Consider the following 13,075-nt stretch of genomic DNA (forward strand, 5'->3'; position numbering starts at 1 on the left):
CTTTCAATGAAGTATTTTGTTGCTGCCATAAAGGTTTTAAATCTTTTTTACGAAATATAACTTCACCATTCGGCTTAACTACCCACATGTATAAGTATGACTCTTTTAATGATGGTTGTTTATTAACTTGAAAAAAATCATTGATAATTGAGTATTGTACTAAAGTCGCATTTTGAGATTTAGCAATTTGTTGTACCTGCTGAATTGTTGGAGTTTTAGTTAAATTTACTTCGTTTTTACTTGCAAGTAAGTCAACGAATGCTCTAGCGCGACTACTTTCGCTAACTTCTAATGCTTTTTCTATTTGATTTTGTGCAATTAGTACTTGTTGTAATGCTTTATACGTATTTGTCTGTGTTTCAAATATAGAAACTTTATTTCGGTCATTTAAACCTTCTCGAAGAGTTTCTAAAACCTTTATCCCTTCTGATAGATGTTTTGAAGCTAAATTCAGATTACCAGCTTTGTAATATGCTGTTCCTAAATTATATAAAACTTCTGACATGGTGCGACTGTCTTTTATATTCTTTGCAATTGCCAAAGCTTGTTTATAAAAATCTATTGCTTTCGGATATTCTCCCTGATTAAAATGAGCAATACCAATATTACCTAACGCTATTCCCTCACCTTGTTTGTCTCCTATTTGCCTAGCAATTTGTAAATACTGCTGATGAGACTCTATTGCTTTTGCATAGGTGCCTAAACTATTGTAAGCTAGACCTAAGTTACTTAATGTAGCTCCTTCGCTTTGTTTATCTCCTATGTTCCTTGAAATCACTAAAACTTGCTCAAATTGTGCTATTGCCTTGTTATAGTCACCAAGTTCAAGGTAAGTATTCCCTATATTACCAAGTATTTGCCCTTCTCTTTGAGAATCTTTAAGTTCTCTTGCAATTTCTAAACTCTGCTCAAGATATTGAAGCGTTGTTGTATAATCACCAAGATAAAAATAAATGGCGCCAAAATTACTTAAAGCAACCCCTTCAGCTTCACGACTATTAATTTGTCGTGCGAGGTTCAAAAACTCCTGTTGATACTCAATAAGTTAGCTCGAAGTTACAATTTGATGCGATTTGTTTAACTTTTAATTGAAAGCTTGTCATAAATTTTTTAAATAGCAAAAGTTACTTTCTTATCTTTCTTTGTGGTTTATTTTTTTAGTAACCACAAAGACACAAAGGACACAAAGAGGGAAAAGAGGGTTAGAAGGTAGAGTGATTTCTGTGCAGCTTCACACAAAATTGGTACAACACCAATAACTCATCCGTTACGGAGTGTTACCGTTACCAGTAAACTTAAACGGGGGTAAAACATGAGTCTCTCCCAGTGATGATGTAATTGTTGCTACAAAGATATCTTGATGATTACCCACTACTAATGTATATACACATTGGTCTTGACTATTCTGGAGCAATGTTTCTGAAGCTAAAATGGTATTTTGGTCACTGACTCTTAAATTGTATTCTGAATCTAATTGATAATTAGTAGATGTTAAGATTAGTAGCAAAGCCCATTCATCACTGTTTAATGGCCAAGTGACTATATGTATTTGTAAAGGAGTATTTAATATGTATTGACATACGTAAGAAGCTGTCCTAGAAATTTCTAGATTATTTTGTTGGCTAATTTTTGTAATAATTTCAGTAAGTTCTCGTATTTCACCTCGAAATGCCGAAGCTAAAGGTCTAACTTGCCAAGTCAGGGTTTGTACTGCATCATTAAATTGATTACTCAACCAGTCTCTAGCATCTATCACTTGTTGAGTTAAAATTTGTAACAAATCTGATAAATGAGTTGATTTATGTGCTGTGTCTTCAGCATCTAGCCATCTCAGTAGTTCTGGTGTTGTTAAAACTGCTTTACCCTGGCGCCAAGTTAAGGCTTGCCATAAAGAGCGATTTCCAATTTGTGGTAATATATGTAATAATTCTTGTTGTATTGAGATAAGGGTATTTTTACGACTAGTAACTTCTGATAAAGGAATTGCATCCGGCGCCAGATGTTGTAAATATAATAATAGTTCGTTTGGGTCTTGGCTAAAATTGGCTAGAGACAGTTGATACGTCCAATCGATTTGTGGCTGTAACTGCGCGCGGTGATTGCTTAATTCATCATACCGCATAAAGCATTTAATTCCTATAACATCCAACTCCTCATCGATAGCAATAATTACATAAAAATGATGTGCAAACTCTGGTAAGTCAACAACCGCGCACGGAATAGTAATTTCGTCATCGCTAAATGATATCGTTGGAATCAAACAAAGCTTAAAATTATTAACATGAACATTACAAACAGCATCAATGATACCACTATTCGCAGGTTGCAATAACGTCAAGTCCTGATTAAAAAGTGATGGTTGGCGTTTTTTTAACCATTCAGCAAAACCAAACTTTGCTAAAGCATGAAGATAAACTTGTCGCTGTCGATGAATTGCCTTATTACTAAATTCTAAAGCTTGCTCAACTTGTTCTGCATCTAAATCTATTGTTTCAGTAGGGACTGACCCAAAGTAATCATCCAAAAAACAATCTAAATCATCAGTATAACTCATTCAAATCTTCCTATTATCTAAATAACTACAAATTTTTATTGCTAACCTACTACTTTTAACTTTAGTTTTACCATCATTTGCTTCTTTTTTTGCCTCTTCAATTAAGGCTTGAATATCCAATCCTAAAGTAGCTTTAACTTTTTCTTCTATCTCTTTTAGAGAATCTGGACTATAGCGAGATTTAGCGTATTCTAAAATATATGATTGTAAACATTTTAAAATAGCGTTGGCAATATCGCTGCGTAAGCTGTTCAATTCTAGCAGACGACTAACAGCAGGTTGGTCTAATAAATCTAATTGGGGGGCAATTTCTTTCATCGGCACTCCTTGACAATGAAATAAATCTAATGCTTTGATAAAATTCTCTGCTTTTTGCTGAGATTTGCTAGTCTTTTTCCCTTGTAAATAGATTATACGAGCTTCTATAACCTGTTTGACGGCGCCTGTAAAACAAGCATCGAATTGTGGAGTACTAGTAAAATCATTTGAACTATCATTGCCTTTGCGTTTAGTAGGTTTGGTTTTAATATCTGTTTTAGTTGGACGAAGACGTTCCTGTCTGAGGAAATTACCAAGATTTTGCAATTGCTCAAGCACCTCCTCTGGTGTTGTGGTTGGCACTAATTTATTAGCTATCTGTGATAACTGTTCTAATGTTGGTTCTGGATATCGACTGCGAGTTCCAGCTTTTCGCTGTTGCCAAAGTTGAGTACAGTAAACTTCGTGAAAACTCTCAAGTAACTGTAATGCTTTGTTAACTTCCGTTTCGGTGTGTTGTTCAGTTAAAATTGATTGTAGGCGCCCAGGTTTCATATAGCTAAGAATCATCCAGTTAGTAACCTGCTCGATGCCATGTTCACGTAAAATACGATTAATATCAGGATTACCCTTAAATACCCTAATAGTCCAAGTTGATAAACTACCCTTACTTGGGTCGAATGTATCCAAAACGCGGGTAATGAGCGACGAGGAATTATAAATAACACCTTCCCTAACACTATCGAGAACATACGGTAGCAACTCAGCACTGGTAAAATCATATTGTTTACCAAACCTTTGCTCCAATTGCAAACATAAGTACTCAACTTGGTGAGACACAAAGCAGCGTAAACAAGATTCTGCATCAGTTGAGTTGATGTTTTGCCGTAAGCACTGCATAATTTGACTTTGAATTTGTTGAGACACCTCTTGAGTGTCGTCTAATAGACCAAACCTTTGTTGAAGGAAAGCTTGATTCGGCGCCTGTTCTATAATTTGACGATTGGCAAAACCATCAACCACAACTCGCCTACAGTACTTTAATAAAACGCCCATTTTAAGGAAATTTACTATATTTGAGTAAAATATTACCTTTTTGCGGAGAGAAGATAAATAGATTGATTATTTTTCTTAATTCATAGGCGCCTTACATAGACTGCTACTTACACATATCTTTTGCACCTCAAGCTTATGCAAAAATGCAGAACTTACGCAACGGATTATGAACGGATGTAACGGATGGTTAATATTAAACAACTAAATTTTGTTTGTAACCAGTAACTTATCCGTTACAGGAGTGACACCGTTGCAAATGACCCACCCAATTTTATGACACGAACGTTGGTAGGGTGCGTCAAAGCTATTACAATCTGTAATCAAACGAAAAATAATCTGCTTTGACGCACCAACACGAGAAATAGTGCGTGACGCTACAAGTCCCTTCATATTGAGTGGATTTTTCCCGTGGTGTCACACACCCTACCATACCGTAACGGTAAGCACCAGCACTGTTGCTGATACATATTTTTGCACCTCAAGCTTATGGAAAATGCATAATTTACGCTCAAATCGAAGATATCTACATTATGTGAGGTAGCAATTATGCGTTTACGTAGCTGGGCAAAACCCTGCTACGGTTTTCTTGCTCCCGGTTAAGTGTCTCTTTGTGCCCTAGGAAAAATAAAGAACACACGAACCAGTAGGTGGCTTGAGTGCTTTCTTTGGCGCCAATGATAGAATTATTATCGACTCTTGCGGTGCCTTCATTAATTTTGTAACTCAGCTAATTAGAGTTAATTTGCCACAATTTCTACAGATGATTGAGGATTATCAACAAACAGTGCAAACCACATGTTTATTGTTGTTGTAATTGTTCAATCTCTGCCATGCTAAAACCTGTAGTTTGGCTAATAGTTTCTATATCTAAAATGCCAAGCAGTGAGCGCACGATAGAAATTGCTTTCTGTTTTGCTCCTTCTTCTCGTCCTTGCTGCCTTGCTTCTGAGCGCGCTGTCATCTCAATGGCATACCAATCTCGGTAAACCTTCAAACTCGCTTGATAACTGCGATTTTCAGCAACAGTAAAGTTGGCAATTTCCGCGACCTCTTTGATTCGCTTTGAAATCTGTCATCTTGGTTCATAGACGCCTTGCATACACTGCAGGCGCCATTAACCTTATTACCCACGTGATAACCAGTTATTTAAATCAGTAACTGATGTAAAATCAAGTAATGCCTCACCTAATGCATCTAACTCTTCAACAGATATTGAACGCACACGCTCCAAAGTTGCCTCATCAATATTACCTAAACGGCGATTAAGTTGTCGTGTTACCAGTGATAATATTTGCTGCTTACTACTGCTCGACGTAGAATCAAGCAATTCCTGATTTAATGCTTCTAACTCTTCAGTGGATAAAGAACGTATGCGCTCCAAAGTTGCCTCATCAACATTACCATCACGGCGATTAAGCAACTGTGTTACCATTAGTAAAGCTTGCTCTTGCCTAGCATCTCGCTCAAAAGTAGTTACATATTTCATTTGTCGTCCTGCCTCCAGTTGTTTTACATCTAGTTTAAACTCTGCTTCAATATCTGGTGGTAGAGTTAGCATCCAGTCTACGAAAGCTAATAAATTTATTACTTGCTGCTCGTCGAACCCTTTCTCATACAGTCTTCTTACCAAAGCTAGCTTCTGCACTTTACGCGCGCTGCGGTCTTGGGTAGTGTTTAGTGCTGCCAAGTGCGCTAACACTACTGTAGCAAATGGGTTACTGTCGTTTTCCAGTTGAGCTAGTCTTTCTTGATAGTCTATCAATTTTACAATTGGAAACTCAAAGTTTAACGAACAACCAAATAAATTGTAGCCGAAACTGAAAGGGCGCCAACTTTCCTTTGCGTCACCTAGAACCGCCAAAGATGCTACGTTTTTCTTATATTTATCGAAGATACGATAATTATAGATATACATTCGCATCGCAAAATCATCTTCTTCTTGCGATTGTACTTCGATATGGACTAATACCCATTCTTCTTTGCCATTTTTTAAGTGTACTTTGATTAACTTGTCGGCATAACGTCGCCCTATTTCCGCATCCTTTGTAATTTCCTGAAGCTCCTTATCCAAAAATTCTATCTTTTTTGTCCAATCAATTTGTTCATGGGCAGCAGGAAAAAAGAATAGCATGAAATCTTTAAAATATATTTCGATTATGTCTTTCCACGGGGAGTCATATTTAGTCGGTGGATTTTTGGTTTTCTCGTCAGTTGAAGAGCTTGTTTCTGGATTATTTCTTTCGCGATTATTAGTCATTTGTAGAAATGCACTAAGGTTCTTTTGATTGATTCCAATATACTATCGGATAGACTTTTTGTACTTATATGCTTTACAAAATGTTTTATTTTTAAGATTTTATGATGGCTTTATAAAAAATTTAATATCTGGTATTTAAAAATAAATAGTGATTTTGAATTAAGTTTTTAAGCAATGGCAGAAATCTGTATATAGAGAGAATAATTAAAGTAACGGCGCCTCAACCCAACCTACGCTAAAAAGTATATGTGCCAAAAATGTAGAGACCGAACATGTAAGGTCTCTACAAAGAGCGTGAGGGAAAGCTTCTAACTTTTTTAAAGAGACTTGATACAGAAATAACCTTGCATCTGCGTCATAGAGGCGATTTTGCCAGTGAAACAATTATTTCGTTGTAGTCAGGGTTAATTGTTCATAGTGAGGGCTTTTACTATGACCATAAAGGTTTATATTCCTCACTAAGCTTCCCCAGTCAAGGTAAACGCAGCCCAATTTCTAGGACTATTAGGATATCGTTTATTCATCTTCAACATTGCTTGACGTAAAGCCTGTGCCTTATCAAGCTTCCTTTGATACAAATTTTGATAAAATTCTGTCATCAGTTCCGCTGTAGGAGCATCAGGAACAGCCCAAAGCGATACAAGCACACTGGGAGTACCCGCAATAAACAAAGAACGAGATAAACCAATTACCCCATCACCAGTAATTTTTCCTCTACCTGTATTACAAGCGCTTAAAACAACTAAATCAGCATTTAATTTCAGGTCAAGAATTTCCTCGGCAGTTAAAAAACCATCATCCTTGGTAGAAGGCGCCAGGGCAATCGAACTTTGCAAACCTTGGAAGTTATCAAATAAACCGTGGGTGGCAAAATGAATGACTCCAGCTTGGGAAAGTTTGGCTTTAATAGCAGTTTCAGTAGCTTGACTACCAATCAAAGCTTGAGTATTAAGTAAAGGTGCAATAGCTTTCGCTTCCCGTTCTGAACCAGGTAGAGGTTTTAATTGCTTAGGTGGTTCGCCATATTTAACCGAATATTCTGGCATGATAGGATTACCCACAACCACAGCATTTTGTGGAATTGAGCGACCCACACCAAGACGCTGTTTTTGTTGACGAGTTAATATCTGCTTCTGCTTTTCTTGCATTATTACTGTGCGCTAATACTTGTAATGATGGCAAATAAGAAGGGGAGTAAGGAATAAAAGGCGAAGAAAGAATAGACATCTCCAATAACTATCAAAGCCTTTATACAACTAGCTTACAGGCTGCAAATGCAAACATTTGAAATCAGCTACTTTGACGTTATAATAAGGCTTTGAGATATTTACTATTGAAAAAGAGGCAAAAATATATAGTTGTATGCATTATTTTTAATCTGATAATATAGTAGATATTTCTGATGGTAATATTAGCGCCCCAATTCGTAATCTTACTAGTCCGAAAATAGTCAAAATTACCTGTTCATATTTTTTAGGATTTAACCTAAATCTTTCAGCCGCAACTCGGAATATCTTAACCGAGCGAATACGATGTTCAACGAATACTCGTTTTGCAGCAAACAACTTATTACTCTCTTTTTGTTCAGGCGTTAATTTTTTATTTTTTGGTTTTTTAATTGGAGTGTCAATTAATTCTTCTCCTTTATAGCCTAAATCACCTTTGAATTTTTGTTCTTGGTCAAAACTGTCACCTCCAATTCGCAATTCGCAGTTCGCAATTTCCCGGTATAGGGACATGAAACGCAATTAAGACAAACAGTGAGGGCTTGTACCCATCACTGTTTGGGTGCCACCAACCTGCGGTATGGTGGGGGCTTTGTATCCCCCAAGGCAATTAATCAATGATTCTATCCCAATTCGCATTTTCAATTGCGAATTGCGACTTGCGAATTGCGAATTGTTAGGTCACGATTTTCTCGAAACAATGTGATGTCATGTACTCGACCTGGAACACCAGCTACAACATCAACAAAATCTCGACCATCGGGAATGATAATAACTTGAGTTTTAAAAGTATGATTAGTTTTACTCCCAGAATAATATTTTTCCTGCTCTTTATTGTCGCCAGGTCTTTCCCTGACTTGTTCGTAGCTATCAACAGTTAATTGGTATTCAGTAAGTATTTCTTTGACAATTTCATAATCTGATTCATTTTTTTTTACCTGTTCAAGCAAGCTAGATGGTAGTAAATCTCTCAGCAACGGCAACCAATAATTAAACGTAGAGTTAGCCGTTGATTCACTTACTCCAAATTGGATACCCAAAAGTTGAAAGGTGGTCATATGTCTAAGATAAACCAAAGTTAAAATTATCTGCTCTCGCACTGACATTATTGTTTTACGACCACCGCCACTAGCAATTATTCTAGTTTTTTGTGATTCTATTAAAGCTTGTTTAGAGTCGTGTAATCGTTCCGCATTTTCAATTAACTGTTGTAGTTCAGGATACCCAAGACCAATTAAGCGTTGTGTATCTTGAGGATTCTCTTCAATATGGCTTATGATAGAACCCATGTATTAGCACTCAAAAACGTCTACAATATTCTTTTACCATAAAATATTACTATTTTGGAGATGTCTACTTAATACAGAATTTGGTATCCCAGAACAAATATGAAGATGCGCTAGTCATTTCCGAACGCAGTAGGGGACGCGCGTTAATCGAAGTAACAAACACTTCAAGCGATAATAATCCTAATACAGGCGCCACTTCACCAACTATCGCCCAAATTAAGCAAACAGCCAAACAACAAAACGCAACACTAGTACAATTTTCAATATTATACGACAACTCAACAGTTAACGGTAAACAAGAAACTAAAGAATCTGAATTATACATATGGGTAATCAAGCCAACAGGAGAAATTAAGTTTAGTCAAGTTGATTTAAAACCGTTGTGGCAACAAAAAACATCTTTGACAGAGTTAGTTAAAAGTAGTCGTGAAGCAATTGGCACCCGTAATAAGGGTATTGGTACTATACAAATAAAAAAATCAGAAGATGGTCAATACAAAAAGCTACAAACACTACATAAATTATTAATTGAACCTGTAGCAGATTCATTGCCCATTCAGAAGAGCGATAAAGTCATTTTCATTCCTCAAGGCGCCTTATTTCTCCTCCCCTTTGCAGCATTACAAGACGCAAAAGGTCAATATTTAATAGAAAAGCACGCAATTTCCACTTCTCCCTCAATTCAAATATTAGATTTACTGCACTCAAAGCGACAAAAACAAGCAAAAACACAAGATATTTTAATTGTTGGGAATCCTGAAACTACAAGTATCTCTGTGAAACCAGGAGAACCACCGCGTTCCTTACCACCATTACCAGGTGCAGAGCAAGAAGCAAAGGCTATCGCAAATATTTTTAACACCATAGCACTTACAGGTAAACAAGCTTCTAAAGTTGCTGTCACAGAACGAATGCCTAAAGCTAAAATAATACATTTAGCAACTTCATCATTGAATATTCAAGAATCAATAACTATTCCTCTGGCGCCATCGGGCAACGATAATGGTTTGCTAACAGTTGAAGAAATTTCAAGTTTGAAGCTAAACGCGGAATTAGTAGTTTTAAGTGCTTGCGAAACAGGATTAGGAAAAATTACAGGTGATGGCGTAATTGGTCTAGAACGCGCGTTTATGACAGCAGGCGCCAAGAGTGTAATATCAAGCTTATGGGATGTTAATGATAGTTCAACAGCACTATTAATGACAGAATTCTACAAAAATCTTAAGACCAATCCAGATAAAACTCAAGCATTACAACAAGCAATGTTAACAACGAAGAAAAAATACCCATCACCTTTTGATTGGGCTGGCTTTACTTTTACGGGCGATACATTATAAATTTTACTTTATGTTGTGGAATGGGCAAGGATGCCATTGGCGTCAAGTTAAGAAAAATGGAGCCTTGTCAAGCGTGGCGCCAGATATGGTTAAACTCAACACAGGGTGCGAGAAAAGCTATGAGTAAACCACGCAAAAAACCAGGAAATCCAGATTTTCGGTATCGTGTAACGGTACCGGCGCCACCAAGCGAAGAAATTGAGTCACGTTTGTTTCAACTGCTTAGTCCGGGAACGTTCTTTTTATGGATTTGAATGGTTTGATGCTTTGACAGAGGCAGGGAAATATGTTCTTACCCGTCATTCGTAAAAAGTAAGATACAACGTAATTCGTACACTTTCACGCAGTTCGCATTATAAAGATGAAATTATTCAAATGGGGTTACATCATACCAACCCCTGTAAACATCAGATGCGTTTAGTCTCAGTTTTGTGGGGCAAGACTTGGTATCGTTACTTAACGAATATTCTCGACCCGGAGCTACTTTCTGCACAGGAAACCTGTGATTTATATCGTCGTCGTTGGCGTATTGAAGATGCGTTTTTACTCACAAAACGTTTACTGGGTTTGTCATATCTTTGGGTTGGTGGAGTTAATGGCATTAAAATGCAAATCTATGCGACATGGATTTTTTACGCCGTACTCAATGACTTATGTGCCGATGTCGCCATTGCTTTACAACAGCCTCTAGAACAAATTTCTGTTGAAATGGTTTTCCGCAGTTTGTATTTTTTCAATCGCGCGCAATTACAAAATCCAGAGTTACAACTTATACCTTGGCTCATAGAACATCATCGGTCAATGGGTCTTGTTAAAGCTGTTCGCAGGCGACATAGGACTAATGCCCAAAGGTCGCTTGACATTTGGGCGCCAGCCTTAACTTGACGCCAATGGCATCCCTGCCCGTTATTATGCACTTTATTTGAATGGGAACCGTTATATGTAACATTATGATTTATACATCAATGTATGTATAATTACTAGATTTTTTTTACAACTTGCGCCTGAGAGAATGTGCCATGCAACAGGAATAGGTTCTTTCTAATATAGGTTATGGTAGGCGCCTTTGCGATTAGATGGTGCGTGAAAGCACTTTAATATACGTAATATTGATGAATTGTAATAGCTTTCACGCAGCCTACAATTTTTTCGGCGCCCCCAAATCGTAGATTTATATTGGCTCTTAAGCGGCTAGCTCGTCTTGATTTCCTTGCTCCGAAATTGCTACCAACTTGATGTGTTTTCTACCTATATTGATGGTGAATTCATCCCCTGGCTTTAAGCCTAATTGTTTTGTGTAAGCAGAACCTATTAGCAAATTGCCGTTAGACTGCACTGCAATTCGGTAGCTAGCGCTACGTCCGCGACCCTGCTCGTCCGGACGGGTATCAAATGATATCTCTTCTGCATCAAGTAGAGCGTTGAGGAATTTCATCATGTTAACTCGCTCTACACCGTCTTTGGTAAGGTTATAGTAGCCGCACGCTTTAGCTTTTTCTTCTTTGCTGCTATTTGACATTTCTTTGACTTTTTCGATTAATGCCTTACCTTCTAAAGGCTTAATTTGTTCAGCTTTTTTAGCTGCTGGCTCCTGAACAGAGGGTTTACTTTGTTTGGTCTTCTTCGCTGCTGGCTCCTGAACAGAGGGTTTACTTTGTTTAGTTTTTTTAGCTGATGCCTTATGCTCAGAAGACTTCGTTACTTTTGTTTTCGCCATATTGATACAGTTCAGTTACAAAATTAATTTAGATTTTGATGGAATTATTTTTATTGTATAGAGGATGTTTCTTTTATGGCAATAATCAGTCGTACTTTCGTCACCTGTTTTTTTGCTGGAGTACTCAGGATATTTAACCGTTCACGTCAGCATTCTCGTTCACGTAGGCTGCATCCAGTCTCCTTGGGAGGAGCGTGTGCCCGTTGGCGCCGCCCTACTGTAAGGGCTAGGGCTTAGAGTAAGGAGGAGTGAAAACAATACTGCTCGGTTAAGGGTAGATTGTAATGATTTCGTAGATGTAGAGACGCGAAATTTACCTGCGGTACACTTCGTGAACGCGTCTCTACAAGGTTTGTGGTTTATCAAATTTTCTTAACCGAGCAGTATTGAGGTGGAATGGTGCTATTTCACGCACCATTAATACGTTAAGTAAGCAACATTCGATAGTAAGGTGCGTGACGCTACTCATAACGCGCTTCGTTTCAAAATTTTAGTAGCGTCACGCACCCTACGTTGAAATTTTTGGGAATGTTACGAAATGTAAATAATCGATATTAACTGTTGAACTATCATGTTACAACGTAGCTAGAAAAGTAAAGAAAATCTTAAGTTTCTTTACAAAACTAGAAGAATCGAGTAGTCAACCGACTTCAGATTTAATACTACATGGTGCTTTTGTTCTAAATTTGCGATGGCTAATGTAGGTAATTTATGAGTGAATTAGTGTGTTTCCAGCTAGAGAATATTCAAATCAAAACTCGGTAAAGAGTAAAGGTAATTATGCGACAGGAATTAATGCTTGACCAAGCAACGTTATATCAGCTAAAGATTTTTTGCACAGTTGTAAAATTTGGTAGTTTTACTCGCGCGGGTCAAGAATTGTTTTTATCTCAACCGGCAGTTTGTATGCAGGTGAAGAAATTAGCTCAAACACTTGGTTTAACTTTGTTTGAAAAGCTAGGCAAGACTATTACTCCAAGTACAGCAGGCAAAGAGTTGATAGCGACATGTGACAAAATATTCCAATCGATGAATAGATTTGAGGATAGATTAGCTGACTTACAAAGTTTAAAACAAGGTACGTTGCGGTTATCGGGGTTGACGACGACAAAGTATATTATCCCTTTTACATTGGGGGAATTTACTCAACGTTATCCAGAAATAGAAGTTTCGCTGAAATTGGCTAACCACAGTGGTATTGCGGAACGGATGGCAAATAATCTGGATGATTTATATATAGTCAGCGAATTACCGAAGTGTATTGAAGTGGAGAGTCATCAATTTTTTCAAGATGATTTAGTAGTGGTAGCATCAACACACCATCTGTTAGCAAAAGAAAAGAATATCACGCTTGCTCGTCTTGCTAATGAAGCTTTTATTA

General features: G+C 37.3%; 13 protein-coding genes. 4 read left to right on the plus strand and 9 right to left on the minus strand.

Translation table 11 applies throughout. From position 1 onward, the window contains the following. The 8 genes from AC2JBO_RS35930 to AC2JBO_RS35965 form a co-directional block, all read right to left on the minus strand. A partial coding sequence (locus tag AC2JBO_RS35930; protein ID WP_496958421.1) for a tetratricopeptide repeat protein occupies positions 1–1,021 on the minus strand: 1,021 nt, incomplete at its 3' end. A 246-nt stretch (positions 1,022–1,267) separates the two neighbouring features. After that, entirely contained in the window at positions 1,268–2,554 is a 1,287-nt protein-coding gene (locus AC2JBO_RS35935) for a DUF1822 family protein (RefSeq protein WP_496958422.1), read from the minus strand. Beyond that, a complete protein-coding gene (locus AC2JBO_RS35940; protein WP_496958423.1) occupies positions 2,555–3,868 on the minus strand; it encodes a hypothetical protein in 1,314 nt (437 codons plus the stop codon). A gap of 799 nt (positions 3,869–4,667) precedes the next feature. Then, on the minus strand, positions 4,668–4,829 hold the full coding sequence (locus tag AC2JBO_RS35945; RefSeq protein ID WP_496958424.1) for a hypothetical protein: 162 nt from the start codon (positions 4,827–4,829) through the stop codon (positions 4,668–4,670). Between the two features lie 162 nt (positions 4,830–4,991). Next, positions 4,992–6,125 carry a DUF4351 domain-containing protein gene (locus AC2JBO_RS35950; RefSeq protein WP_496958425.1) on the minus strand — a complete coding sequence of 378 codons (1,134 nt, stop codon included), beginning with the start codon at positions 6,123–6,125 and terminating at the stop codon, positions 4,992–4,994. Positions 6,126–6,583: 458 nt separating this feature from the next. Then, on the minus strand, positions 6,584–7,273 hold the full coding sequence (locus AC2JBO_RS35955) for a CHAT domain-containing protein (RefSeq protein ID WP_496958426.1): 690 nt from the start codon (positions 7,271–7,273) through the stop codon (positions 6,584–6,586). A 225-nt stretch (positions 7,274–7,498) separates the two neighbouring features. Continuing rightward, on the minus strand, positions 7,499–7,864 hold the full coding sequence (locus tag AC2JBO_RS35960) for a transposase family protein (RefSeq protein ID WP_496958427.1): 366 nt from the start codon (positions 7,862–7,864) through the stop codon (positions 7,499–7,501). Positions 7,865–7,992: 128 nt separating this feature from the next. Next, on the minus strand, positions 7,993–8,640 hold the full coding sequence (locus AC2JBO_RS35965; protein ID WP_496958428.1) for a transposase: 648 nt from the start codon (positions 8,638–8,640) through the stop codon (positions 7,993–7,995). 80 nt (positions 8,641–8,720) lie between these two features. On the opposite strand from AC2JBO_RS35965, the gene AC2JBO_RS35970 reads away from it, so the two are divergent. From AC2JBO_RS35970 to AC2JBO_RS35980, 3 genes are all read left to right on the plus strand, one after another. After that, positions 8,721–9,977 carry a CHAT domain-containing protein gene (locus AC2JBO_RS35970; protein ID WP_496958429.1) on the plus strand — a complete coding sequence of 419 codons (1,257 nt, stop codon included), beginning with the start codon at positions 8,721–8,723 and terminating at the stop codon, positions 9,975–9,977. A 119-nt stretch (positions 9,978–10,096) separates the two neighbouring features. Beyond that, a complete protein-coding gene (locus AC2JBO_RS35975) occupies positions 10,097–10,231 on the plus strand; it encodes a hypothetical protein (protein ID WP_496958430.1) in 135 nt (44 codons plus the stop codon). A 157-nt stretch (positions 10,232–10,388) separates the two neighbouring features. Beyond that, positions 10,389–10,862 carry a hypothetical protein gene (locus AC2JBO_RS35980; protein ID WP_496958431.1) on the plus strand — a complete coding sequence of 158 codons (474 nt, stop codon included), beginning with the start codon at positions 10,389–10,391 and terminating at the stop codon, positions 10,860–10,862. A 298-nt stretch (positions 10,863–11,160) separates the two neighbouring features. On the opposite strand, the gene AC2JBO_RS35985 is transcribed toward AC2JBO_RS35980, so the two are convergent. Beyond that, positions 11,161–11,541, minus strand: a complete 381-nt coding sequence (locus AC2JBO_RS35985) for an AbrB family transcriptional regulator (protein WP_496958433.1) — start codon at positions 11,539–11,541, stop codon at positions 11,161–11,163. Positions 11,542–12,474: 933 nt separating this feature from the next. Here AC2JBO_RS35985 and AC2JBO_RS35990 point away from each other — a divergent pair. Next, the coding region (locus tag AC2JBO_RS35990; RefSeq protein ID WP_496958432.1) for a LysR family transcriptional regulator at positions 12,475–13,075 on the plus strand (601 nt) is incomplete at its 3' end.

This window comes from Calothrix sp. CBUCES-K 9914, from assembly GCF_059640475.1.